Source organism: Mesorhizobium sp. M0045, assembly GCF_040323385.1.
GTDB lineage: Bacteria > Pseudomonadota > Alphaproteobacteria > Rhizobiales > Rhizobiaceae > Mesorhizobium.
The window spans coordinates 60,539-83,861 of sequence record NZ_JAMYUY010000005.1; the positions used below are offsets into that span (position 1 = coordinate 60,539).

At 63.6% G+C, this 23,323-nt stretch carries 21 protein-coding genes and 1 tRNA gene; 13 read left to right on the top strand and 9 right to left on the bottom strand.

Annotation, left to right across the window (positions count from 1 at the left end):
* Nucleotides 1-48: 48 nt before the first annotated feature.
* The gene (locus NKJ72_RS09740) at nucleotides 49-1,020 is read left to right on the top strand and encodes a complex I NDUFA9 subunit family protein (protein WP_352476841.1); all 972 of its coding nucleotides are present in this window, start codon (nucleotides 49-51) and stop codon (nucleotides 1,018-1,020) included.
* Between the two features lie 78 nt (nucleotides 1,021-1,098).
* The gene (locus tag NKJ72_RS09745) at nucleotides 1,099-1,335 is read left to right on the top strand and encodes a metallothionein (RefSeq protein ID WP_254817997.1); all 237 of its coding nucleotides are present in this window, start codon (nucleotides 1,099-1,101) and stop codon (nucleotides 1,333-1,335) included.
* Between the two features lie 145 nt (nucleotides 1,336-1,480).
* Here the strand turns inward: NKJ72_RS09745 and NKJ72_RS09750 are convergent, their stop codons facing one another.
* Both NKJ72_RS09750 and NKJ72_RS09755 read right to left on the bottom strand, forming a co-directional pair.
* Nucleotides 1,481-2,731: a flavin-containing monooxygenase gene (locus NKJ72_RS09750; protein WP_352476842.1), complete on the bottom strand. Its 1,251-nt coding sequence runs from the start codon at nucleotides 2,729-2,731 to the stop codon at nucleotides 1,481-1,483.
* A 94-nt stretch (nucleotides 2,732-2,825) separates the two neighbouring features.
* A complete protein-coding gene (locus NKJ72_RS09755) occupies nucleotides 2,826-3,632 on the bottom strand; it encodes an undecaprenyl-diphosphate phosphatase (RefSeq protein ID WP_352476843.1) in 807 nt (268 codons plus the stop codon).
* A 161-nt stretch (nucleotides 3,633-3,793) separates the two neighbouring features.
* On the opposite strand from NKJ72_RS09755, the gene NKJ72_RS09760 reads away from it, so the two are divergent.
* The 9 genes from NKJ72_RS09760 (at nucleotide 3,794) to NKJ72_RS09800 (ending at nucleotide 12,491) form a co-directional block, all read left to right on the top strand.
* The gene (locus tag NKJ72_RS09760) at nucleotides 3,794-4,486 is read left to right on the top strand and encodes a glutathione S-transferase family protein (RefSeq protein ID WP_352476844.1); all 693 of its coding nucleotides are present in this window, start codon (nucleotides 3,794-3,796) and stop codon (nucleotides 4,484-4,486) included.
* Nucleotides 4,467-5,627 (top strand): tRNA epoxyqueuosine(34) reductase QueG, encoded by a 1,161-nt coding sequence (gene queG, locus NKJ72_RS09765; protein WP_352476845.1) that lies wholly within the window; start codon nucleotides 4,467-4,469, stop codon nucleotides 5,625-5,627. Before NKJ72_RS09760 ends, queG begins: the two co-directional genes overlap by 20 nt.
* A complete protein-coding gene (locus NKJ72_RS09770; protein ID WP_352476846.1) occupies nucleotides 5,624-6,532 on the top strand; it encodes an SDR family oxidoreductase in 909 nt (302 codons plus the stop codon). Before queG ends, NKJ72_RS09770 begins: the two co-directional genes overlap by 4 nt.
* A gap of 65 nt (nucleotides 6,533-6,597) precedes the next feature.
* Entirely contained in the window at nucleotides 6,598-7,683 is a 1,086-nt protein-coding gene (gene mepA / locus NKJ72_RS09775) for a penicillin-insensitive murein endopeptidase (RefSeq protein ID WP_352477090.1), read from the top strand.
* A 121-nt stretch (nucleotides 7,684-7,804) separates the two neighbouring features.
* On the top strand, nucleotides 7,805-8,830 hold the full coding sequence (locus tag NKJ72_RS09780; protein WP_352476847.1) for a glucokinase: 1,026 nt from the start codon (nucleotides 7,805-7,807) through the stop codon (nucleotides 8,828-8,830).
* Nucleotides 8,831-8,949: 119 nt separating this feature from the next.
* The gene (locus tag NKJ72_RS09785) at nucleotides 8,950-10,809 is read left to right on the top strand and encodes an ABC transporter ATP-binding protein (protein WP_254817989.1); all 1,860 of its coding nucleotides are present in this window, start codon (nucleotides 8,950-8,952) and stop codon (nucleotides 10,807-10,809) included.
* 20 nt (nucleotides 10,810-10,829) lie between these two features.
* The gene (gene dapB, locus NKJ72_RS09790; protein WP_352477091.1) at nucleotides 10,830-11,654 is read left to right on the top strand and encodes a 4-hydroxy-tetrahydrodipicolinate reductase; all 825 of its coding nucleotides are present in this window, start codon (nucleotides 10,830-10,832) and stop codon (nucleotides 11,652-11,654) included.
* Nucleotides 11,655-11,712: 58 nt separating this feature from the next.
* Nucleotides 11,713-12,333, top strand: a complete 621-nt coding sequence (locus NKJ72_RS09795; RefSeq protein ID WP_254817988.1) for a 2,3-bisphosphoglycerate-dependent phosphoglycerate mutase — start codon at nucleotides 11,713-11,715, stop codon at nucleotides 12,331-12,333.
* 73 nt (nucleotides 12,334-12,406) lie between these two features.
* Nucleotides 12,407-12,491: transfer RNA gene (locus NKJ72_RS09800), tRNA-Leu, on the top strand.
* Nucleotides 12,492-12,620: 129 nt separating this feature from the next.
* Here the strand turns inward: NKJ72_RS09800 and NKJ72_RS09805 are convergent.
* The 5 genes from NKJ72_RS09805 to NKJ72_RS09825 all read right to left on the bottom strand — a co-directional run bounded on the left by NKJ72_RS09805 (nucleotide 12,621) and on the right by NKJ72_RS09825 (nucleotide 17,559).
* Nucleotides 12,621-12,992 (bottom strand): DUF4087 domain-containing protein, encoded by a 372-nt coding sequence (locus tag NKJ72_RS09805; RefSeq protein WP_352476848.1) that lies wholly within the window; start codon nucleotides 12,990-12,992, stop codon nucleotides 12,621-12,623.
* A gap of 297 nt (nucleotides 12,993-13,289) precedes the next feature.
* Nucleotides 13,290-13,697, bottom strand: a complete 408-nt coding sequence (locus NKJ72_RS09810) for a lysozyme inhibitor LprI family protein (protein WP_352476849.1) — start codon at nucleotides 13,695-13,697, stop codon at nucleotides 13,290-13,292.
* Nucleotides 13,698-13,919: 222 nt separating this feature from the next.
* Nucleotides 13,920-14,354 carry a hypothetical protein gene (locus tag NKJ72_RS09815; RefSeq protein WP_352476850.1) on the bottom strand — a complete coding sequence of 145 codons (435 nt, stop codon included), beginning with the start codon at nucleotides 14,352-14,354 and terminating at the stop codon, nucleotides 13,920-13,922.
* Nucleotides 14,355-14,387: 33 nt separating this feature from the next.
* On the bottom strand, nucleotides 14,388-14,777 hold the full coding sequence (locus tag NKJ72_RS09820; protein ID WP_352476851.1) for a hypothetical protein: 390 nt from the start codon (nucleotides 14,775-14,777) through the stop codon (nucleotides 14,388-14,390).
* A gap of 784 nt (nucleotides 14,778-15,561) precedes the next feature.
* Nucleotides 15,562-17,559, bottom strand: a complete 1,998-nt coding sequence (locus tag NKJ72_RS09825; protein WP_352477092.1) for a transcriptional regulator — start codon at nucleotides 17,557-17,559, stop codon at nucleotides 15,562-15,564.
* A 246-nt stretch (nucleotides 17,560-17,805) separates the two neighbouring features.
* On the opposite strand from NKJ72_RS09825, the gene NKJ72_RS09830 reads away from it, so the two are divergent.
* Nucleotides 17,806-18,891, top strand: a complete 1,086-nt coding sequence (locus NKJ72_RS09830; RefSeq protein ID WP_352476852.1) for a PLP-dependent cysteine synthase family protein — start codon at nucleotides 17,806-17,808, stop codon at nucleotides 18,889-18,891.
* Between the two features lie 25 nt (nucleotides 18,892-18,916).
* The gene (locus NKJ72_RS09835; RefSeq protein WP_352476853.1) at nucleotides 18,917-20,404 is read left to right on the top strand and encodes a pyridoxal phosphate-dependent decarboxylase family protein; all 1,488 of its coding nucleotides are present in this window, start codon (nucleotides 18,917-18,919) and stop codon (nucleotides 20,402-20,404) included.
* A gap of 49 nt (nucleotides 20,405-20,453) precedes the next feature.
* Here the strand turns inward: NKJ72_RS09835 and NKJ72_RS09840 are convergent, their stop codons facing one another.
* Both NKJ72_RS09840 and NKJ72_RS09845 read right to left on the bottom strand, forming a co-directional pair.
* Complete coding sequence (locus tag NKJ72_RS09840; RefSeq protein WP_352476854.1) at nucleotides 20,454-22,094, bottom strand: ABC transporter substrate-binding protein; 1,641 nt, start codon at nucleotides 22,092-22,094, stop codon at nucleotides 20,454-20,456.
* Between the two features lie 212 nt (nucleotides 22,095-22,306).
* Nucleotides 22,307-23,308 (bottom strand): alpha/beta hydrolase, encoded by a 1,002-nt coding sequence (locus NKJ72_RS09845; RefSeq protein ID WP_352476855.1) that lies wholly within the window; start codon nucleotides 23,306-23,308, stop codon nucleotides 22,307-22,309.
* Nucleotides 23,309-23,323: the final 15 nt, after the last annotated feature.

Below are 23,323 nucleotides of genomic sequence, written 5' to 3' on the forward strand. Positions count from 1 at the left end.
AAATGCCGGCCAGGGCAGTCCTCGTGGCAGCTATGCGAGGACAAAGGGATGGCGAGGCAAATGGATCCCGACGATCTCAACCCGGAACGGATCGTCACCGTGTTCGGCGGAACTGGCTTTCTCGGGCGCAGGATCGTGAAGCGGCTCCTCGAAAGAGGTTTCACGGTGCGGGCCGCGTCTCGCCATCCGGCTCGGGTCGCCCTGGTCTTCTCCTCGATTACAAGGATGCCCGAAGCAGTCGAGGCGGATATAACGGATGCGTCCTCGATCGGGTCGGCCATTACCGGATCGCAGGCGGTCGTGAATGCTGTCAGTCTTTACGTCGAGCAGGGCGTCCAGACCTTTGAACGCGTGCATGTGAAAGCCGCGGCCGATCTCGCTGCCGCGTCGCGCAACGGCGAAATCGATCAGTTCGTCCAGATTTCCGGGATCGGCTCCGATCCTCAATCGGATTCGAACTACATAAGGGCGCGTGGGCGCGGAGAAGGTGCCGTGGAAAGCGCATTTCCCGGCGCTTTCATTGTGCGTCCCGCTGTCATGACAGGACCTGACGACGCTTTCCTGACGACCATTGTGAGGCTGATACGCCTCCTGCCGGTCTATCCGCTGTTCGGCGATGGAGGCACACGGCTTCAGCCGGTCCATGTGGCAGACGTCGCAGAAGCAGTGAGCCGGCTGATCGACGGGCGAACCCACAAGGGTTCATCCATATTCGAATTCGGTGGCCCGCGCATCTATACCTATAAGGAACTGCTTCGGGAGATCGCCCGACAGCTCGGTAAGCACGTCAAGCTGATGCCGGTGCCGTTTGCGGTTTGGAACGTCTTGGCTGGCGTCGCGGAACTCCTCCCGGCTGCCCCCATAACGCGCAACCAGGTCGATCTTATGCGTCAGGACAATGTGGCAGCAATCGACGCGCCTGGCCTGAAGGAACTCGACATCGAGCCGCGGGGTATCGACGCGGTGATCCGTGCGATCGAACAGCGCCGTGGCACAGGCTCGCGCTCGTCTCCGCCGTAGGAGGGCCCCTGATCCTGGCGGGAACCTATCGCCGCGCGACAGGTTGGTCGAGCTTGGAGCCAGTGAAAGGAAAGAACTATGGCCAGATGCGATCAATGCGGGAATGACTACGATAAGGCTTTCAACGTGACGATGGCCGACGAGACCTACACATTCGACAGCTTCGAATGCGCGGTCCAGAAACTTGCTCCGACGTGTCCGCATTGCGGATGCCGGATCATCGGGCATGGCGTCGAACAGGATGACATCATCTACTGCTGCGCACATTGCGCCGCGGAGGAAGGCGCGAGCGCGCTGACCGATCGTGCGCCTTGACGCGCCTCCTTTGGCGCCTCCAGGTCGACCATTCCGAACGACTGCGCCGGCTCGGTCCGCTTCGACAAAAGGCAGCGTACGTCGTCTTGATCGCGCCAGAGCTGTCATGTTCTTGCACGTTCAAGAACCGCGTTCGACGGCTGGTTTAGACGCCGTTCCGTGGCAAGTCGGGTCGCGCTTGGACAAGTCGCTCCACGACGGCCGCCGCCTCCTCTGGAATGGCCGGTATGGTGCCCGACTTCCGCGTCGATCCGAAATCGAGGCCGGCGAAAAAGAGACCTGGAACAGCGCCGACGCCATCCTCGTGGACGGGCTGGCCGGCTGCATCGAGCGCGCCGGGAAGCCGAACCCACGAGAAATCGCCGGTGAAGCCCGTGCACCAGATCACCGATCTGATGCCGCTCGCCGTCCAGTCGAGGGAGCGGATCGGAGGATCGGGCAAGCGCGGTTCAATCGTCTCGGCCGGATCGTCCTCGGCCGGTGGCGCATCGAGGCCGGCGCGCTCGATGTACTCGTCAACCAGGCGCTTGGCATTCGCCGAGACTTCGTCGGCAAATCGCATATGGTCGTCGAGCTCGTCGCCGAAGACGAGGTTGCCGTTCTCCACACCCCTGAAGCGGCCGAGCAGCACCACGCCCTGCGCGCTCAGCGATTGCAGGCTGATCGTGTGGGTCGCGCCGACCAGCGCGCGGGCCTGCAGCTTGCCGGAGGGGAGGACGAGTTCCTTGCGCGGAACGTCGAGAAAACCGGACAGCGTCAGCCATTTGAGTATGTTGCCCCCGCGGTAGCGCCGCACCCAACGGCCGTTGCGGCTGGTCGCCAAAAAGACCACACGTCCTGCCGACGCCAGATCCTCGGCGATCTGGCCGCCCGACTGGCCGCTTCCGACCACCAGCACCGCGCCACTCTCGAACTCGGCCGGGTTGCGATAGGCCGAGGAATCGACTTGGCGAATTGCGGTTGGCAAATCCGCCGACCCTGCTGGCCGGACCTGCCGATTCTGGTCGCCGGTGGCGATCACCACAGTGCGCGCCAGAAATGCCCTGTCCGTCGTGGTGATGCGAAAGATCCCGTCGTCTCTGGTCAGCTCTTGCACCGGAGTTTGGGTGCTTACCGGCAAGCGGTGCCGCTCGGCATAGCCTTCGAGGTATGCGACGAACTCATGGTGGGTTATCGCGCCCCAGGGCTCGGGGCCGTCGTAGGAATCACCGGGTAAGATGGAGCGGATGGTCGGCGAGTTCAGTCGAAACGAGTTCCATCGCTGCGTTCGCCACGTTTCGCCAATCCGGCCTCGATCAAGCACGCGGTGGTCGCGGCCCTGCCGTGTCAAGAAGTAGCTGACGCCGAGTCCCGCCGGACCGGCGCCAATAACAAGGGCGTCAAGAACTTCGCTCACGCATTCCCCCTGCCAACCATACGTCCACAAGATCGTATGGCTCGGCTTCGGGCAAGAATAGAGTTCCGGCTGGGATTGCGCTATCCGCGCCGGCTCACCCCCAGATTGCCAGCCCCGTCAACCCGACGATGCCGACGACCAGCCGCCACCAGCCGAACAGCGCGTAGCCATGGCGCGAGACGTAGTCGAGCAGGAAGCGCACGACGATTAGCGCGGTGACGAAGGCGGCAACGAAGCCGACTGCGATGATGGGCAAGTCGGCGCTGCTCAGCACATTGCGGTTCTTGAACAGGTCGAAGGCGAAGGCGCCGACCATCGTCGGGATGGCAAGGAAGAAAGAGAATTCCGCCGCCGCCCGCTTGTCGACGCCGAGCAGCAGCGCGCCGACGATGGTCGAGCCCGAACGCGACGTGCCGGGGATTAGCGACAAGCACTGGAACAGCCCGATCTGCAGATAAAGCCTGGTCGGAAACCGCTCGACATCGTGGTAATACGGCTTCGGCGTCATGCGATCGACGAGCAGTAGGATGACACCGCCGATGATCAGCATGATGCAGATCAGCCGCGGCGATTCGAACAGCACCGTCTTGATGAAGTCATGCGCCAGTGCGCCGACAATGGCCGCCGGCAGGAATGCGATGAGAATGCCAAGGACGAAATGCCGCGTCAGCCGATCGTAGGGCAGCTCGAGCAGCATCTTCCAGAGACGGCGGAAATAGACGCTGAGGATCGCCAATATGGCGCCGAGCTGGATCAGGATCTCGAAGGCCTTGCCGGTCGAATGAAAGCCGAGGAAATGGCCGGCGAGCAGGATATGACCGGTCGAAGACACCGGAATAAACTCGGTCAGGCCCTCGAGCATGCCGAGCAGCAGCGCTTCGACTACGGTTTGGCTTTCCATGGCAACCTCGGCGTTGGAGGGCGGGCTTGAGAAAACGGTTTGCTTGTCACGGCGCGGAACTCCCCCTATAGGTCGCAGCACCCTGACAGCCCCTGAATCGGGCGGCCAAGACTTACCGGCGCAGCCGGCGATTTGCCAGTGCGCTCTATTATCGCGGGACCATGCTGACGCTTTTCCACCATCCGATGTTCGCCAGTTGCCGCTTCGTCCGCCTCGCCTTTGGCGAGTATGGCGAGGAACTGGCGCTGATCGAAGAGAAGCCGTGGACGCGGCGCAAGGAGTTCCTGGCACTGAACCCGGCCGGCACGCTGCCGATCCTGCTTGCCGAGGGCGACGTGCCGATCGTCGGCGCGATGGTCATCGCCGAATATCTCGACGAGACGCGCGGCGTACTCAAGCGCGACAAGCGGCTGTTCGCCGAGGATCCGATGGAGCGCGCCGAAATCCGCCGGCTGACCGACTGGTACCTCAACAAGGCGGAAAGCGAGGTTACCCGGCATCTGGTGCGCGAGCGCGTCCTGAAGCCGGTCATGCCGGAAACGGCAGGCGGCGGGTCGCCCGATTCGGCGGCGATCCGCGCCGCCCGCGCCAATATCCGCCAGCATATGAAATACACCAACTGGCTGGCCGGCACCCGTCATTGGCTGGCCGGCAACAAGGTCACCTATGCCGATCTCGCGGCGGCGGCGGCACTGTCGGTGCTCGACTATCTCGGCGAGATTGACTGGCGCGAACACAGCGCCGCGCGCGAATGGTATACAAGGGTGAAATCACGGCCTTCGTTCCGGCCGCTTCTGTCCGACCGGGTGCGCGGCCTGTCGCCGGTGTCACATTATGCGGATCTCGATTTCTGATACGGCAAGCCTGCGCGCGCTCATCGACCGCGAGGCGCGGAACGCCGGCTTCGACGCCGTTGCCGTCACCACGCCCGATGCGATCCCGCAGGCGCCGGAGCGGCTGGCCGAATTCGTTACTGACGGCTTTCACGGCTCGATGGGCTGGATTGCCGAAACGCTCGAGCGGCGAGGCAAACCGAGGGCGCTTTGGCCAGAGGTCCGCTCGATCATCGTACTGGCGATGAATTACGGCCCCGACCACGACCCACGCGAGGTGCTGGCGAAGCGCGACCGCGGCGCGATCTCGGCCTATGCGCAGAACCGCGACTATCATGACGTGATGAAAGGTCGGCTGAAGGAGATCGCCGGCAAGATCGTGGCGCGCGCCGGCGGTGACGTGAAAGTGTTTGTCGACACCGCACCGGTGATGGAAAAGCCGCTGGCCGAGGCGGCCGGCCTCGGCTGGCAAGGCAAGCACACCAACCTGGTTAGCCGCGCGCATGGCTCCTGGCTGTTCCTCGGTACCATCTTCACGACGGCCGAGCTGGTGCCGGACGCGCCTGAGAACGATCATTGCGGCTCCTGCCGGGCCTGCCTCGACGCCTGCCCGACCGATGCCTTTCCGGCGCCTTACCGGCTCGATGCGCGGCGCTGCATTTCATACCTCACCATCGAGAACAAAGGACCGATCCCGCATGAGTTCCGGGAAAAGATCGGCAATCGCATCTATGGCTGCGACGACTGCCTGGCCGCCTGCCCGTGGAACAAGTTCGCCCAAGCCGCTTCGGAGGCAAAGCTTGCCGCCCGCGCGGACTTGCGCGAACCGCCGATCACCGAGCTGCTGCGTCTCGACGACACTGCCTTCCGAACGCTTTTTTCGGGCTCGCCGATCAAGCGCATCGGCCGCGACCGTTTTATCCGCAACGTGCTGATAGCGGCCGGCAATTCCCAGGACTTGTCGCTGGCCGGCGCCGTTCGCGCGCTGCTCGACGACGCCTCGCCCCTGGTTCGCGGAGCCGCGGTATGGGCGCTGTCGCGGCTGGTGCCGGGTCGGGAGTTTGCCGAACGTGCCGCAGCCGCTTTGCAGGCAGAAGATGACGAGGCGGTGAGAGGCGAATGGCTTCTGCCCCTGCCAAAGCCGATCGAGGCGCATACATGACAAAAAAGCAGATTTTCATCTTCGGCGCCGGTTATTCGGGCAAGGCCTTCGCCCGCGCCAACAGGGACGCCGACACAACGATCTTCGGTACAACACGGTCGCTGGAAAAATTCGCGGCGCTGCGGCAAGCCGGTATCGTGCCGCTGCGTTTCGATGGCACACTGACCTCCGAAATCGGCGATGCCCTTGGGAAGACAACCCATCTCGTCGTCTCGGTCGCGCCGGACGAGGCCGGCGACCCGGTGCTGGGCGCCGCCCGCGAGGAGATCGCGGCCAACATGTCGGAACTCGGATGGATCGCCTATCTCTCCACCGTCGGCGTCTATGGCGACCATGGCGGCAATTGGGTGGACGAGGCCGCCGAATGCCGGCCAGTATCGAAGCGATCAGCGATGAGGGTTGCCGCCGAGCAGGATTGGCTGAAACTGGGCCACGACGTCGGCCGGCCGGTGGCGATCCTGCGACTTTCCGGCATTTATGGGCCAGGCCGCAACGCAATGGTCAATCTGGAAAACGGCACCGCCCGGCGGTTGGTCAAGCCGGGCCAGGTGTTCAACCGCATCCATTGCGACGACATTGCCGGCGCGCTCTGGCATCTGGCCGAAGGCAATCGCGGCGGCATCTTCAACATCACCGACGACCTGCCGGCGCCGCCGCAGGACGTCGTCGCCTATGCCGCCCAATTGATGGGCATCGAGCCGCCGCCCGAAATTCCGTTCGAGACCGCCCAACTTTCGCCCATGGCGCGGTCTTTCTATGGCGAGAACAAGCGTGTCGCCAACGCGGCAATCAAGGCGGCCGGTTATGGCTTTCGCTTTCCCGACTACCGCTCGGCGCTCGATGCCATGTGGGCGAGCGGCGACTGGCGCGACGGCGAGGCGCGCAGCCCGATGAAACGGTCCTGATCGATACGTTGCGCGGGCTATGGTATGATGCGGTTCAAATCGCGGAGGGGTCCAGCTTGGGGAAAATGTTGAAGCGAGCCTTGCCCGGCAAAACGCTGCCGCTGACGGCAGCACTGGCCGTCGCCAGCTTGGCGGCGCTTGCAACGCAGCCAGGGAGCGCCGAGCAACGGGCAAAGGACCTGTTCGGCGCCAAAAAGCTGCCGGCACTCGCAGCAGCGCAATCGATCGGCTTCTATTCCAAAGGCTGTTTTTCCGGCGGCGTCGCCCTGCCCCTGGACGGCCGGCACTGGGAGGTGATGCGACCGTCGCGCAATCGCCGCTGGGGCCATCCGGCAATGATCGCGCTGATCGAGAAGCTGTCGCGCGATGCCGCCGCCGACGGCTGGCCGGGCCTGTTGATCGGCGACATCTCGCAACCGCGCGGCGGTCCGATGCTGACCGGCCATGCCTCGCACCAGATCGGCCTCGACGCCGACATCTGGCTGACGCCGATGCCCGACCGCAAGCTCTCGGCCGAAGAGCGCGAAAACATCAGCGCTACCTTGATGGTCGACGAAAAGACCCATCTCGTGAAGGACGGGCTGTGGACGCCGATGCATACGCGGCTGTTGAGGCGCGCCGCGAGCTATCCCGAAGTCGAGCGCATCCTGGTCAATCCCGGGATCAAGAAGAAGCTCTGCGACACGGTCAAAGGCGACCGTAGCTGGTTGCGCAAGGTCAGGCCGTTCTGGGGCCACGACTACCACTTCCACATTCGCATCGGCTGCCAGCCTGGGTCACCCGACTGCAAGGCGCAGGAAGCGACGGCGCCGGGCGATGGCTGCGACCAGGCGCTGGCCTGGTGGTTCACCGAGGAGCCGTGGCGTCCCAACAAGAACCCGGACAAGCCGAAGGCACGCGACGTGATGACGATGGCGAACCTGCCCAGGCAATGCCAGTTCGTGCTCGACGCGCCGGCTCCGCCCTCGGCGGAAGCAGTCACCTACTATGGCGACGGCGTGCCGGTTGCGGCCGCACCCGCTCCCGCGGCAGAGCCTTCGCCGCCGCCGACGCTCGCAGCCGGCGCGGCAGCGCTTCCAGCCTCGGCGAACGCCTTTATGGCGACGCCCGAGTTCGGCATTCCGCTGCCGCGGCCACGACCGGGGCACTGATGCGGGCAGCGTGTTCGCTGTCTGTATCCGTGCATCTCCACTTCGAAAACCGATTTCCCTTTTTGCGGTCATGCGCTAGTCAACGAGAGAACGGCGATACGCGTCGGGAACGGACGAGAGCATGCCAGGCGTAAGCGACGACGACACTCTGTTGCGATTTCCGATCCTGATCGGCGACATAGGCGGCACCAATGCGCGCTTCTCGATCGTACTTGATGCGAATTCCGAGCCCGGCGAGCCAACCATCGTCCAAACCGCCAACTTCAATACGATCGACGAGGCGATCCAGTCGGCCGTGCTCGACCGCTCGTCGGTCCGGCCGAATTCAGCTGTGCTGGCGGTGGCCGGCCCTGTCGAGAGCGACGAGATCCCCCTCACCAATTGCCCATGGATCGTCAAGCCGAGACAGATGTTCGCCAGTCTCGGTCTCGGCGACGTCGTGGTGCTCAACGACTTCGAGGCGCAGGCGCTGGCTGTCGTCGCGCTCGGCGAAGAGCACATGGAAAAGATCGGCGGCGACGAGCCGGAACCGAATTCCGGGCGGGTGGTGCTCGGCCCGGGAACCGGGCTCGGTGTCGCCGGGCTGGTTTATGCGCTGCATCACTGGATACCGGTGCCCGGCGAGGGCGGCCATATGGATATCGGGCCGCGCTCGCCGCGTGATTTCGAGGTGTTTCCGCATATCGAGAAGCTCGAGGGTCGCATCTCCGGCGAACAGATCCTGTCAGGACGCGGCCTGGTAAACGCATACCGGGCGGTGGCCAAAGCGGACGGCAAGCCGTCGCCCTTCACCACGCCCGCCGAGATCACCGCCGCGGCGCTGGCAAAGAACGATCCGGTGGCCGAAGAGGCGCTGTCGATCTTCGTCACCTGTCTGGGGCGCACCGCCGGCGACCTCGCTCTGGTGTTCATGAGCCGCAGCGGTGTTTTCCTCACCGGCGGCATCGCGCAAAAAATCCTGCCGGCGCTGCGGACCGGCAGTTTCCGCGCTGCCTTCGAGGACAAGGCGCCGCACAGCGCCTTGATGCGCAGCATGCCGGTCTACGTCATCACCCATCCGCTGGCAGCGCTTTTAGGGCTGGCCGCCTATGCCAGAAATCCGTCGCTGTTCGGCGTGCAGACGGCGGGGCGACGCTGGCGGGTTTAGGACACAAGCTGCGCCGCGACGAAGTTTCGCCGTCCCCGGCCATAGGCAAGCCGCCATTGGGGCGTTAAGAGGTTGCCGAATTGCAGCCCGGCCGAACCGAAACCACAAAGCGCTCAAACGTGACACTTCCAGCACCAACCAAAGGGAAAGTCCGTCCCAGCGAGATCGTGGCTGTTATCCGCCGCATCATCGCCGAGAACAGCCGCGATTATCGCTGGTACTATGCTCTTGCCGTGCTGTGCCTGGTGACGATCGCGGCGACGACCGCCTTCACAGCCTGGATCATGAAGGATGTCATCGATCAGATCTTCTACCAACGGCGCGGCGATCTTATCGCGCTGATCAGCGTCTCGATCCTGGCCGCCTTCATGCTGCGCGGGCTGGCCAGCTACGGCCAGGCGGTGACGCTGGCCAAAATCGGCAACAATCTGGTGGCGCGCTATCAACGCCGCATCTTCGACCACCTGATGAAGCTCGGCGTCGGCTTCTTCAACGACACCCGCTCGGGCCGGCTCGCCGCGCAGATCAACGAGAACGTCAACGGCATCCGCGATCTCCTGTCGATGACGCTGACATCGCTGGCGCGCGATGCGGTATCGCTTGTCGCGCTGGTCGGCGTCATGATCTGGCAGGACCCGATGCTCTCCGCGATGTCGCTGCTGATCGGCCCGCCTTTGATCTACAGTGTCACCTATCTGATGCGCCGGGTGCGTCGCATCACCCGTGAATCGGTGCAGATCAACTCGCGGCTGATCGGCGCCATGCAGGAAGCAACGCAAGGCATCGCCATCGTCAAGGCCTTCACCCTGGAAGACGAGCTGTCGCGCCGCATCGGCGGCCTCGTCGCGGGCGCCGAGCAGCGGGCAAACAAGATCGCCCGCGTCTCGGAACGGCTGACGCCGATCTCCGAAATGCTGGCCGGCTTCGCCGTCGCCGGCGTCATCGCCTATTCCGGCTACCGGGCGACCGTCGGCGGCCAGCCGCCGGGCGCGGTGTTTGCCTTCATCACCGCCCTGCTGCTTGCCTATGACCCCGCCAGGCGGCTGGCGCGCATGCAGGTCGGCATGGAAAAGTCGCTGGTCAATGCGCGCATGATCTATGAGCTTCTCGACCTCGAGCCGCAGCAGGGTGACGTGCCGGGAGCCGCCGAGGCGAAATTCACCTCTGGCGAAGTGCGCTTCAACAACGTGTCCTTTCGCTATGTCGAAGAAGCGCCGGTCCTGCAGGATTTGAGCTTTGTCGCCGCCGCCGGCAAGGTGACCGCCATCGTCGGCGCCTCGGGCGCCGGCAAGACGACGCTGGTTGCGCTGCTGCAGCGCTTCTACGACGTCGAGTCGGGCAGCATCGAAATCGACGGTCAGGACATTTCAAAGGTCACCAAGCATTCGCTGCGCGGCTCGATCGCTTATGTTTCGCAGCAGCCCTATCTGTTCGAAGGCACCATCCGCGACAACATCCGCTACGGACGTCTGAGCGCCACCGACGCCGAGATTGAACGCGCCGCGCAACAGGCCGCGGCCGACGATTTCATCCGCCAGCAGCCGCAAGGCTACGACACACCGGTCGGCGAGAACGGCGTGACGCTGTCGGGCGGCCAGCGCCAGCGTGTATCGATTGCACGCGCCATCGTTCGGCAGGCGCCGATTCTGCTGCTCGATGAAGCCACCTCGGCGCTCGACAACGAGGCCGAGGCCCGCGTCCAGGAGGCGCTGACCCATGTCATGGAAGGGCGCACCACCATCGTCATCGCGCACCGGCTGTCGACGGTGGTCAATGCCGACCATATCATCGTGCTGGAGCAGGGCCGGCTGGTCGAACAGGGCACGCATGCCTCGTTGATGGCCGACCCGCACAGCGTCTATGCGCGGTTCCACCGGGTGCAGGGCAGGAAAGGGCTGGGGCTTGTCGATGACGCCAAGCCAATCCAGACTGCGGCGCAAAATGGTCACGCGAAACAGGCGGCCGGGAGACATGCATGAGCGACACACCGACCGTCAACATCAATGAAACGGGGGAAATGGGCCTGGTGGTGGTGGGCGCGGCCGGCCGCATGGGCCAGGCGCTGATCCGCGCCATCCACACGATACCGGGTGCCCGCGTCGCCGGCGCCATCGAGCGGGCCGGCTCGCCCCATATCGGCAAGGATGCCGGCGAGCTGGCCGGCGTCGGCAGGCTCGAGGTGGCAATCGGCGACGATCCGCTGCCGGCCTTCGCCAAGGCCGACGGCGTGCTCGATTTCACCACGCCGGCGGCGACCGTCGAATTCGCCGGCTACGCCGCGCAGGCGCGCATCGCCCATATCATCGGCACAACCGGCTGCTCCGCCGAAGACAATGCCAGGATCGCGGCGGCGGCACGGCACGCGACGATCGTCAAGTCAGGCAATATGAGCCTCGGCGTCAATCTGCTGGCAGTGCTGGTTGAGCAGGCGGCGCGCGCGCTCGACGCCGACGATTTCGACATCGAGATCCTGGAAATGCACCACCGGCACAAGGTCGATGCGCCGTCGGGCACGGCGCTGCTGCTCGGCGAAGCCGCCGCTGCCGGGCGCGGGGTAGCACTTGCCGGCAACGATGTTCGCGTGCGCGACGGCCATACCGGCGTGCGCAAGAGCGGCTCGATTGGTTTCGCCAGCTTGCGTGGCGGCTCGGTGGTCGGCGATCACAGTGTGGTGCTGGCCGGTACCGGCGAGCGCATCACGCTCGCCCACCACGCCGAAGACCGGGCAATCTTTGCCCGCGGCGCGGTCAAGGCAGCCCTGTGGGCGCGCGGCCGCAAGCCGGGCCTCTATTCGATGCGGGACGTGCTCGGCCTGACAAGCTGATCCACAGACTTGGCTGATCCACAAGATTAGCCGATTCACAAAATTTGAAGGAGCAAATATGTCGAGAACTCTCGTGCTCGTGCGCCACGGCCAGAGCGAATGGAACCTCAAGAACCTGTTTACCGGCTGGCGCGACGTCGACCTGACCGAACTGGGTCATGCCGAGGCCAAGGCGGCCGGCGCCAAGCTCAGGGCGCGCGGCATGAAATTCGACATCGCCTTCACGTCGTCGCTGATCCGGGCGCAGAAGACCTGCCAGCATATTCTCGACGCCGTTGGCCAGAGCGAGCTCGAGACCATCCGCGACCAGGCGCTGAACGAGCGCGACTATGGCGATCTCTCTGGCCTCAACAAGGATGATGCGCGCAAGAAATGGGGCGAGGAGCAGGTGCATATATGGCGCCGCTCCTACGACGTGGCGCCGCCCGGCGGTGAAAGCCTGAAAGACACCGGCGCGCGCGTCTGGCCCTATTACCTGCACGATCTGCAGCCGCATGTGCTGCGCGGCGGCACGGTGCTGGTGGCGGCACACGGCAATTCGCTGCGCGCCCTGATCATGGCGCTGGACGGCAAATCGGGCGAGGAGATCGTCAAGCTCGAGCTCGGCACCGGCGTGCCGGTCATATATACGCTCAACGCCGATTCGACGGTGGCATCGAAGGAAGTGCTGGAGGGCTGAGGCGGAGAAGGAACGCGGCATTCAAAAAAGCGCGTTGACACTCATCCCTCGCCCGCTTAATGAGCGCGCACCAGCCCAGATGGCGGAATTGGTAGACGCGCACGGTTCAGGTCCGTGTTCCGCAAGGAGTGGAGGTTCGAGTCCTCTTCTGGGCACCAAATTCCTGTTTCGGACCGTTTGATATGGTTCAGAGACTCCAAGAAAAAGCCCGGTTTTGCCGGGCTTTTTTGTTGAGCTGATGCCTAGGCCGTCCGCCGTCGCCCATGGTATCCATTAATATCCAATAATTATCCGTCCGGGTTAGGCAGCGATCTGTCGTTGCGGCAGCGCACCAGCGGAAGGATTTCGCTCGAGATCACCCTGGTGATCTTTTGCTGTTTGGCGTTGGTCACGACGGTCATGCACGCACATCCGTAGCCATCGCCCGAACCGGGCACATTGGTCTCGACGAATTGCCGCTTGTCAAAGGCCGGCACATTGTCGATGCCTTTGGGATCCGATCGTCCCTGCATCTGGATCCACCAGTCCCCGTCACTGTCGGTCAGGACAAGGTTGCCGGGTGTCGGGCTGGAGTACCAACCACAACGGCGCTCGGCATGGGCGGCCGCAGGCAAGGACATGATGACCAGGCCGAAACAGGTAGCGAACAGCGGGCGCATGAGAATCTTTGCCTCCCTGAAGTAAGCAGGTCATGCCGCGAGTAATCTACGCTGGCGCCGGTGGCGAGCGCATGATTTTGTATGCCTTATGGCTTCAACTTCGTGTCCACGTTTTCTTCGATCAATCCGCAATGAAGCGTCACAGGCTCCCTCTGGACATCGCCTAGTGGACCGTCGATGAAATCGCCGTTGAGCAATTGTCCGCACTGCCCTGGCGCGCCTCGCATCCTTTCATGTCCGGCGGCGACGCCAAGCTCGTCGCCGGCGTCATCGTGATCAGATCAGCTGTGGCATGTGTCAGTTCGCGGCCGGAACAGGGCAGCTCATGTCGCCCTCCTGGCATTTCAGATAGCCTTCGAAATCTTTGACACGGGATTGCGTAAGGCCGTCCATGCACTGCGCGATGAGCATTGGCATCATGCTTCCTCCGGCCGCTCCCGCCGTCTGGAAACTGCACTCCGCATCGCGAAACTTGCCCCAATCGCGCTGTGCCTGGACAAGCAGCTTCTTGGTATCCGCATCGTCGTTCAGGCGGGCTTCGATCTGCTTGTAAAGCTCGTTGAGCTTCTTGTCGGATTTCTGAAACTCGGCACCGAAGCACTGGTTCATGGTGGCCTGATCCTTGGCATCGGCGCACTTGTCCTTGGCGAAGGCGACAGTCGGCATGGCCGGAACCATGGCAGCAATCAGTATTGCGGTTTTCATCGATTTCCCTTTCCGGTTGAAGTCAAGCTCTTAAGTTGCTCAGCCCCGCCCCATGTTGCTGTCCGTCATTGCCACGGTTAGCCGTGCCCATGGTCTGATTATCTGGGTTTCGTTGGATCAGCTTTGTCACCCTCGGGGACCGTGACGCGACTTCCGTCACGCCGGAATAGTTGTTCTCCTCACACGCCAACGGCGTCGGCGGCAAATCTCCACCGATCACCATCATTCCGTAACTTGCTCGGCAAAACACTTTGCCAGATCTTGCGGCGCTCCGAGCTTCTTCGCCCAGGATACCAGTTCAGGTTTTTCCGACGGCTCGGCATAGCCGCCCCAGACGTCGCGGAACTGCTTCTTTCCATCGACTGTCTGGAAGAACATCACACCGTCGTCGCTCACGGGCGTGGAGACGTAAGCGGCGCTCCAGTTGCCGTTCTCCATGATCGTGATGAACTTAACCCGAGCCGGCTTGACCTTGTTGTTCAACGCCGAGGCGACGAGCGTGGCATATTCCTGCTTGCGCGCCTTCGTCGCTTCGACCTTTATGCCGTCGCAGGCGCTACCCGCAGCGAAAGCGGATGTCAGCGTCATTCCCAGCCCCGTGAGGCCGGCCATAACGATTTTGGCATGTCGCCGGACCAGGCCGCTGAATTCAGGCATAATTGGCTTCCTCCTTTTTCGCCCCGGAGTCCCTTATTCGGAATCGTCATCGTCCGATGAACTGTCATCGTCCGGTGTATCGACCTCGCAGCCGATGCCGCGGCAGCCTTGGTAGTTGCCTTGCGTATCGAAGTTGGGATTGCCTTCTTTGTCGTACTGCGGTCTGTCGTCGATGGTTTGATCCCCGTCATCAGGATCGTCGACTTTACATCCGAGCCCATGGCAGCCGATGTAACGGCCGCTGGTATCGAAGTTGGGATTGCCGTTCCTGTCGAACTGCGGCCGGTCATCAATCTTTCGGCCGGCTTTGTGGGGCGGATCAACCAGGCAGCCCTTTCCGCGACAATCATCGTAATCGTCGGTGGTACAACCGGCGATCGCCATCACAGCAGTGGCCAAGGCCGCACAGATTACGAATTTCATGGTTCATTCCTCCGACTGGCTGGCGGACATCGTCCATATCGGAAGGCCGTTGCAGGCGGCGATCCCCGCCTTTGCCGCGGAGTCTGGCGCCAATCGGAGGAGGGCAAAGCTTCGCCGGCCATCGAACGAGAGCCAGGCTGTGGGCGACGCATTCGACGACTTAGCCGATGGTTGTCGTAATCTCTAACGTCGGAGGGAACGCTCCCGGCGGGGGCCGCCGCATTAGCGAATGTCAATATTCCTCTCCATGCTTAGTGCCCCGTCCGCCCAAGCATGTTTCAACAATCCGCTGACGCGGCTGTGCTTCCAAGAAATTGCATTCGAATCCGCCTGTGACAAGGACAAATCCCAATATCGCAGGATTGAATTTGGCAGATGCTTAATATTTCGGAATCAGAACCGGTTATCTTAGCAGACACTGAAACATGCACCTCCAGCAAGATTAGGGAACGTTCCATTAGCTTTGTTTCTCGTTGATACAAATAATACTCCATATCGTTGTGACTTTTCACCTGCTCTACGAAAAAACGCGACGAGACCGTTTCTTATAAGATCGCCCTAATCGTGATCTATTGTAGTATTTTTTTCGAACCCAGCCCAACCCGTTGCGAGGGCCGAAAGAAACGCCGCCCCTTGGCCGACTTTTCGTACTGGCCGTCGGGCCAAGCGACGGCAAACATCCTCAAGGTCAGTCTGACGATGCGCCTTGGCTGCGGACATGACGATGTTTCGTGGCGCCAGCCGCGATGAGCGGTTTAGAAAGCCGGACGAACCACGCCTTGTCTCACCCCAGCCCGATCCGCTTGGCGCCTTGCCGGAACAGCGCCTCGGCGTCCGGCTCGAAGCGAAAGGTGCCGATGAAATCGTCGGCGCAGTAGTTCGGCAGCATCTTGCGCAGCGCAGCGGCGAAACTTCGTGCCTCACTCAGCCGGCCCGCCAGCGCAAGGCAATGCGCGGCAATCGCCAGGATGATGACATGGGCGTTGGGACGGGCGGCTGCTTTCAGCGCCCATTCGGCGGCTTCATCGAACTGGCCAAGCCGGACATGCGACATCGCCCTGGCGCCCAACATGCCGAACAGCAGTGGATCGAAGGGACTCAGATGCCTGGAATGGTCGGACGAGCCGATCGCGGCCTGCGGGTCGCCGGACTGCGAATGGACGAACGACAGCGCATAGTGGCCGAGCGCGAAATTCGGGCTGAGGTCTACGGCGCGTTCGAGCTCGATGAGGGAGCCGTCCTGTTCGCCGCGCAGCCACAGCGCCCGCCCCATGGCCCAGTGAGCGGCCGGATTGTGATCGTCGACGAGCAGGCTCTGGCCGGCTGCCTCGAAGGCCAGGGCGCTTTCCTGGTCGCGGTCGCCCCAACGCTGGAAGGCATTTTGCCAATGGGTGAAGGAGAGGCCGGCATAGGCGCGGGCGAAGGTCGGATCGAGCTTCAAGGCCGTGTCGAAGAAATGCCGGGCCTGCTCGTTTTCCGTGCGGGTGAAGCGATACATGTGCCAGAGGCCGCGATGGTAGGCTTCCCAGGCGTTCAGCGAATTGGGCGCCTTCAGCATGGCGCGGTTGCGCTCGACGGTTTCGATCTCGGCCGAGATCGACGAGACGATGCTGTTGCCGATGTCGTCGAGCACGGTAAAGATGTCGTCCGGTCTGCGCTCGAACGTCTCGGCCCAGACGATCCTGGCCGTGCGCACCTCGACAAGTTCCACGCTGACCACGACGCGGGCTGCCTGGCTGCGTACCGTGCCGGTGGCGACATAGTCGACGTTGAGCCGGCGGCCGGCGTCCTCCGGCGCAATGTTTTTTTCGGCGAGCGCAAACACCGAGCCGCGCGCGATGACGAAAAAATCCCTGAGCTTGGCCAGGCGGGTGATGATGTCGTGGGTGAGGCCGTCGGCCAATCCACCGCGCGGGCCGCCGACAGCCGCCTCTTCGGCAAACGGCATCACGGCGAGCGAAGCCTTCTGCGATGCAGCAGTATCGGAACGGGGAGGCACAATTGACGCGTGGGGGGCCGCGGGTACGAGTGAAGGTCGCGCCCAGAGCGCTGCTGCAGGTCGTTCGCCGCGGATCGTCCGCCATGCCTCCCGAACGGCTCCGAAATCCAGATCCTCTGAAGCAAACAGCCGCGCCGCGGAAGCGAGATGTTCCTCGCCCGCGCCAAACTGGCCGCGCTGCGCCAGCCTTTTCAGAAGAGCCACATGCGCGCGCCCGTCGAACGGAGCGAGTTCCAGCCATTTGTCCAGATGCGAGGACATTTCGTCGGCGTCCGCCGGAAGCTTGTTGACGAGGTGTTCCAGGATTGCGGCGTGCCAGGAGCTGAAGCGGCGGCGCTGAGCGATCAGCCAACCGTTGAAATGCGGGCTGCGGTCGATCTCCAGCCCATCGAGAAAATCGCCGCCGAACATTCCGGAAAGAGCCTGCAGCCGCTCCAGACCGAGCGTCTCAACGCCCTTGGCGGCGGCCGAAGCTATGTCGACAGCGTCGACGGAAGCACCTCTCAGATCAAGCGCGATCGTGTCGCCTGGTGTCTCGACCCTGCGATGGTGCGGTTCATCGAGGATGCCTCTAAGCTTGCTCAGGCACCAGCGAAGCTCGCCGCGCGGGTCGTTCGGCACATCCCACAAAAGCTCGCAGAGGCGGCTGCGGCCGACCGGATGCGGCGCCAGCGCCAGATAGGCGAGCAGCGCACGCAGCTTGCGAGATTTTGGGAGCTGGATGATGATGCCGTTGCGTGCGATCGTTACCGGTCCGAGCAGACGCACGGAAAAACCGGCCATCTCGCCGCCGAGGCTCGATCGGGCGGATTCCACGTAAGTTTCCACGCCTGCTCCCACGCTGGCCAGTCGGCCTTTGTTTTATCACCAAACGTGACACGGTGCATCCGGCAGCGAATTCCCGCGCCGGATGCTGGCATTGCCGGGTGCAAATGTAGCGCGGCAAGGTCTCGAAGCCTCGCCGCCCAAGCCACCGGTCTGTAACCGGCCCGTGACGACAAGAGACAACGACAACGCGAGGAGATCGACATGTTGCATCAACAGAAAATCAGAACCACCGCCGGGCGCGGACGTCTGTTCGACAGCATTCTCGACACGGTCGGCGATACGCCGGTGATCCGCATCAATAATCTCGGACCGGACCATGCCACGATCTATGTGAAGGCCGAGTTCTTCAATCCCGCCGCCTCGGTAAAGGACAGGCTGGCGCTCAACATCATCGAGGAGGGCGAGCGCAGCGGCGCCTTGAAGCCGGGCCAGACCGTCGTCGAGGCGACCAGCGGCAACACTGGCATCGGCCTGGCCATGGTTTGCGCCCAGAAGGGCTATCCGCTGGTGGTGACGATGGCCGACAGTTTTTCCATCGAACGCCGCAAGCTGATGCGCATGCTGGGCGCCAAGGTGGTGCTGACGCCGCGCGCGCAGAAGGGTTTCGGCATGTACAAGAAGGCGGTGGAACTGGCCGAGGCCAATGGCTGGTTCCTTGCCCGCCAGTTCGAGACCAAGGCCAATGCCGCCATTCACGAAGCGACCACGGCGCGCGAGATCATCAACGATTTCGCCGGCTCGCGGCTTGACTGTTTCGTCACCGGCTATGGCACGGGCGGCACCGTCGCCGGCGTCGGACGCGTGCTGCGCCGCGAACGGCCGGAGACCCGGATCGTGCTCGCCGAACCGGCCAATGCGCAGCTTATCGGCAGCGGCAAGCCGCAGCAGCGCGGCGCCGGCGGCGCGCCTGCCGCCAGCCATCCAGCGTTCGAGCCGCATCCGATCCAGGGCTGGACGCCTGACTTCATTCCGGACGTGCTGCAGGAGGCGATCGACACAAGCCTCTACGACGAGGTGGTGCCGATTGCCGGGCCCGAGGGCATGAAATGGGCCAAGGCGCTGGCGCAGAAGGAAGGGATTTTCACCGGCATCTCTGGCGGCGCGACCTTCGCGGTGGCGCGGCAGATCGCGGAAAAGGCGCTGCCCGGCTCGGTGATCCTGTGCATGCTTCCCGACACCGGCGAGCGTTACATGACCACGCCGCTGTTTGACGGCATCGAAGCGGAGATGGACGCCGAGGAGACCGCGCTTTCGCAGTCGACGCCCGGCTGCCAGTTTCCGGCGTGACGGCGGCACATCGGGAGCGGCCTGCATGGACACGAAGCCTGGATTGGCCGTCACGGCCACCGAGGAAACGCTTGACCCCTCGAACTGGGCCGATGTGCAGGTCCTGTCGCATCGGATCGTCGACGATGCCGTCGCTTACCTGCGCGATGTCAGAGAGCGTCCGGTGTGGCAGGAGATGCCGGTCGATGTGAGGACCTTCTTCGCATCGCCGCTGCCGCGTTCGCCGGCGCCGCTGGCAGAAATCTATGGCGACGTCACCAGGAGCCTGATGCCCTATCCGATGGGCAATATCCATCCGCGCTTCTGGTCCTGGTATATGGGTTCGAGCAATTTCACCGGCGCGCTCGGCGATTTCCTGGCGGCGATCCAGGGCTCCAACCTCGGCGGCGGCAATCATGCCGCCGCGCTGATGGACAACCAGGTCGTCGACTGGTGCAAGGAAATGATGGGCTTTCCGCAATCGGCCAGCGGCACACTGGTCAGCGGCGGCTCGATGGCCAACATCATCGGTCTGACCGTGGCGCGCAACGCCAAGGCCGGCATCGACATACGCGAGCACGGCGTTGCCGGCATCGACAAGCCACTGCGTTTCTACGGCTCCGACCAGCTTCACTCCTGCCATCGCAAGGCGATGGAAGCGCTCGGCCTCGGCAACCGGGCGCTGCGCCGCATCCCGAGCGATGCCGGGCTGCGGATCGACATCGCTGCGTTGCGGGCGGCGATCGCCGAGGACCGTGACGTCGGTTTCAAGCCGGCCTGCGTAATCGGTACGGCCGGCACGGTGAACACCGGCGCAATCGACGATCTGCAAGCGCTGGCCGACCTGGCGGCAAAAGAGGATCTGTGGTTTCACGTCGATGGCTGCATCGGCGCCTTGCTTGCGATTGCGCCGGACAATTCGCATCGCGTTGCCGGCATCGAGCACGCCCACTCAATCGCGCTCGATCCGCATAAATGGCTGCACGCGCCCTTCGAGGTCGGCTGCGCGCTGATCCGGGATGCCTCCGCGCATCGCCGCACGTTCGCGGTGACGCCGGAATATCTCGAATCGACGCCGCGCGGCCTGGCCTCCGGCCAATGGCTGCACGACTACGGCTTGCAGACGTCACGCGGCTTCCGGGCGCTGAAGGTGTGGATGGCGCTGCGAGAACACGGCATCGAAAAGTTCGGCCGGCTGATCGACCAGAACATCGCGCAAGGGCATTATCTCGGTCAGCTGATCGAGGCCGAACCGGCGCTCGAGCTGGTGGCGCCGGCGAACATCAACATCGTCTGCTTTCGCTATCGCGCCGATGGGTTGGACGCTGAGCGCCTGAAAGCGCTCAATACCGAGATCATGCTGAGGCTGCAGGAAGAAGGCATCGCCGCCATTTCCGACACGACGGTGCATGGCCAACATTGCCTCAGGGTTGCCATCAACAACCACCGTACCCGGCGTGACGATCTGGACCTGCTGGTGCGGGAAACGGTGCGCCTCGGGCGGGAGATTTCAAGTGCGGGCACCGCCGGGTGACGCCGGCTTCCGCTGCCTTGCGCGCCGGCTTTCCGTCGGGCGGCACGACTCACGCCTCGAGCCAGACCTTCTCGAAATGCTGCTCGAGCGACTGGTGCTGCTCGCAGCCATGCACGCCCTTGCGGTAGGTGCGGTAGACCGAGCGCCAGTAGGGCTGGATGATGATGCCGGAATCGCGGAGATTCTGCTCGATCTTTGCCATGATCTCCTTGCGGGCGCCTGCATCGGGCATCGCCAGCGCCTTGTCGAGCAGGCTGTCGAATTCCGGATTGGCGTAGGCGCTCTCGTTCCAGGCGGCGCCCGATTTGTAGGCCAGCGCCAGCACCTGCACGCCCAGCGGCCGGCCGAGCCATTCGGTGCAGGAGAACGGATATTTGCTCCAGTCGTTCCAGAAGGTGGCGGCCGGCAGCACCGTGCGCTTGATCTTCAGCCCAGCCTCGCGCATCTGCGCTGCGATGGCGTCGCCGGTGGTCTTTTGCCAGTCGACGTCGACCGAAATGAGCTCGTATTCGTGATCGGCCTTGCCGGCCTCGGCGAGCAGGGCCTTGGCTTGATCGATGTTGCGCACGGCTGGGCCGATATCGGCATATTCGGGATGCATCGGCCCGACATGATGGTTCTCGGCCGGCTTGCCGCGGTTGTCCATGCCGATCTTCAGCACAGCGGCGTTGTCGACGGCGAGCTGGGCGGCGCGGCGCACCTTGATGTCGTCATAGGGCGGATTGGCGACATTGAAACGCGCGACGATCGTCGAGCCGGTGGCGATCTCGGAATTGCTCAGGCCCATCGAGTCGGTCTGCGCAACCGTGTCGGAGGCGGTTTCGTGGTCGGTGTCGATCTCGCCCGATTCGAAGGCCGACAGCATGGCGTTGGGGTCGGAGCCGTAGTCGACCCATTTGATGCCGTCGAGGTAGAATTCGCCCTTCCACCATGGCTTGTCCTTGCGGCGGACTTCGGCGCCGACCTCGGCGTCCCATGCCACGAGTTCGCACGGCCCGGTGGTGATCGCCAATGCCTTCAGCGGGTCGCCGTCGCCTTCATAGCCGCGGTGCATGATCAACGCCGGATAGTCGGCCATGCCGGCAATCAGCGAGATGTCGGGCTTGGGCAAATTGAGCCGCACGGTGAAGTCGTCGACGCGTTCGATGCCGCCGTCGACGGCTTTCTTGGTGTCCGCGTTGACCAGCGCGCCCATCCGCGCGGCGACAGAATTGCCGGCGACGGACGCATCGCACCAGCGCGTCAGATTGTGAATGACATCGTCGGCGTTGAAGGTGTCGCCATTCGACCAGTTGACGCCTTTGCGGACATGCAGCGTCAGCACGCGGGCATCGTCGCTGGTCTCCCAGCTCTCGAGCAGCCATGGCTCGAAGGTGAAGTCGCGGTTCCAGCGCACCAGATATTCGTTACACTGGCGGGCGACGTTGGACATCTCGACGCCGTCGAAGGTGCGCGGATCCTTCCAGCCCTTGACGTTCATGGCAACGCGCAAGACGCCGCCGCGCTTCGCCTCCTCGGCCCTGGCCGGTGACGGAGCAAGCCCGCCAAGCGCCAGCGCGCCGGCAGCGCTGACACCAAACGCGGCCATGGTGGCGAGATATTCGCGCCGGTTCATCTGGCCCTTCTTGAAGCCGTCGGCGACGGGCGCGGCCTGCGGATGCAATTTCCGATCGGTCAGCATGAACTTCATCGTCGTTCCCTCTTTGTTGGGCGCCTCCGACCGACCGCGCCGCGGGGGTGGATGCGTTTCGCAGGGGCGCCTTACGTGAGGTGATGATAATGCTGGCCTGAGCGGGCAAGTGTTCGGGTTTCCGCAGTTGTTGTGCGCTGTTCCGCAGTGGGGAGCTTGAGGAGAGAGGATTTCTGCGCTTGCCTGGCCGGCATGAGAGTCGCACTCCGCCGTCACTCCGGCCACTTACCCCCGCCCAGCGCGGCTATAGCCGCGACGATGCGATCAAAGGCCTCGCTGGCGCGCGGCACGGTCTTGCGGGCGCGCAGGAAACTGTGCACGAGGCGCGGCTCCTCGCGCCACCATGCCTTACCGCCGGCGGCAAGGATGCGGTCGCGATAGGCCTGGCCGTCCGATGACAGCGGATCGCATTGCGCGGTGACGATGACCGTCGGCGGCAGGCCGGAGAAGTCGCTATCGTTAAGTGGCGAAAATGTCGGGTCGTCCGGCGACTGCCCCTTCGCTGCCCGGATATGGCGGTAGAATTCGACGTCCCGCAACGTCAGCAGCGGTGCCTCGGCGTGCTCGATATAGGAGCCGGTGCGCGCTTTGCCGTCCAGCTCTGGGCCGTCTAGCTCGTCACCGCCCAATTCGGGATAGATCAGCACCTGGCCGATCGCGCGGCGAGGATGGCGGCGCGTCGCCTGCGCCACTGCTGCGGCCAGGTTGCCGCCGGCGCTCTCGCCGCAGAGCACGATCGGCAAGCCGGTCGTCGCCGCAGCCCATTCGAACACCGCCAGCGCATCCTCGAAGGCCGCCGGATGCAGATGTTCAGGCGCCAGCCGGTAGTCGGCGGACAGAACCGCAAAGCCGGTGCCGGCGCAGATCTCGGCGCAGATGTCGTCATGGCTGTCGAGCCCGCCAAGCACGAAACCGCCGCCGTGATAATAGACGACCATCGCCTGCGGCGCCGTTCCCGCCATATGGTAACGCCGGACCGGGATCGCACGGTCGCCGACGCTGCTGTCGCTGGCCTTGACGCCGGGTGGATAGGGCTCGCGAAACGCCCGGCACATGGCATCATAGACCGCCCGCTGCCTGTCGATCGGCATGTAGACGATTTCGGGCGGATACCACTCGTTGACCCGATCGATATAGGCCCACAGCTCCGGATCGAGCAGCGTCAGGTATTTTCCGCGGTCTGTCGTTTCGGGTCGCTCGGCTTCGGTGACCATCGCGGCGCGATCCCG

Excerpts from the sequence above, each read along its gene's own strand:
- queG (WP_352476845.1), top strand. The coding sequence starts at position 4,467 with ATGCGGATCTCGATTTCTGATACGGCAAGCCTGCGCGCGCTCATCGAC.
- NKJ72_RS09835 (WP_352476853.1), top strand. The coding sequence starts at position 18,917 with ATGGACACGAAGCCTGGATTGGCCGTCACGGCCACCGAGGAAACGCTT.
- NKJ72_RS09755 (WP_352476843.1), bottom strand. The coding sequence starts at position 3,632 with ATGGAAAGCCAAACCGTAGTCGAAGCGCTGCTGCTCGGCATGCTCGAG.
- NKJ72_RS09760 (WP_352476844.1), top strand. The coding sequence starts at position 3,794 with ATGCTGACGCTTTTCCACCATCCGATGTTCGCCAGTTGCCGCTTCGTC.
- NKJ72_RS09780 (WP_352476847.1), top strand. The coding sequence starts at position 7,805 with ATGCCAGGCGTAAGCGACGACGACACTCTGTTGCGATTTCCGATCCTG.
- NKJ72_RS09745 (WP_254817997.1), top strand. The coding sequence starts at position 1,099 with ATGGCCAGATGCGATCAATGCGGGAATGACTACGATAAGGCTTTCAAC.
- NKJ72_RS09825 (WP_352477092.1), bottom strand. The coding sequence starts at position 17,559 with ATGGCCGGTTTTTCCGTGCGTCTGCTCGGACCGGTAACGATCGCACGC.
- NKJ72_RS09795 (WP_254817988.1), top strand. The coding sequence starts at position 11,713 with ATGTCGAGAACTCTCGTGCTCGTGCGCCACGGCCAGAGCGAATGGAAC.
- NKJ72_RS09840 (WP_352476854.1), bottom strand. The coding sequence starts at position 22,094 with ATGAAGTTCATGCTGACCGATCGGAAATTGCATCCGCAGGCCGCGCCC.
- NKJ72_RS09810 (WP_352476849.1), bottom strand. The coding sequence starts at position 13,697 with ATGAAAACCGCAATACTGATTGCTGCCATGGTTCCGGCCATGCCGACT.
- NKJ72_RS09830 (WP_352476852.1), top strand. The coding sequence starts at position 17,806 with ATGTTGCATCAACAGAAAATCAGAACCACCGCCGGGCGCGGACGTCTG.
- NKJ72_RS09770 (WP_352476846.1), top strand. The coding sequence starts at position 5,624 with ATGACAAAAAAGCAGATTTTCATCTTCGGCGCCGGTTATTCGGGCAAG.
- NKJ72_RS09805 (WP_352476848.1), bottom strand. The coding sequence starts at position 12,992 with ATGCGCCCGCTGTTCGCTACCTGTTTCGGCCTGGTCATCATGTCCTTG.
- NKJ72_RS09815 (WP_352476850.1), bottom strand. The coding sequence starts at position 14,354 with ATGCCTGAATTCAGCGGCCTGGTCCGGCGACATGCCAAAATCGTTATG.
- NKJ72_RS09845 (WP_352476855.1), bottom strand. The coding sequence starts at position 23,308 with ATGGTCACCGAAGCCGAGCGACCCGAAACGACAGACCGCGGAAAATAC.
- NKJ72_RS09820 (WP_352476851.1), bottom strand. The coding sequence starts at position 14,777 with ATGAAATTCGTAATCTGTGCGGCCTTGGCCACTGCTGTGATGGCGATC.
- NKJ72_RS09740 (WP_352476841.1), top strand. The coding sequence starts at position 49 with ATGGCGAGGCAAATGGATCCCGACGATCTCAACCCGGAACGGATCGTC.
- mepA (WP_352477090.1), top strand. The coding sequence starts at position 6,598 with ATGTTGAAGCGAGCCTTGCCCGGCAAAACGCTGCCGCTGACGGCAGCA.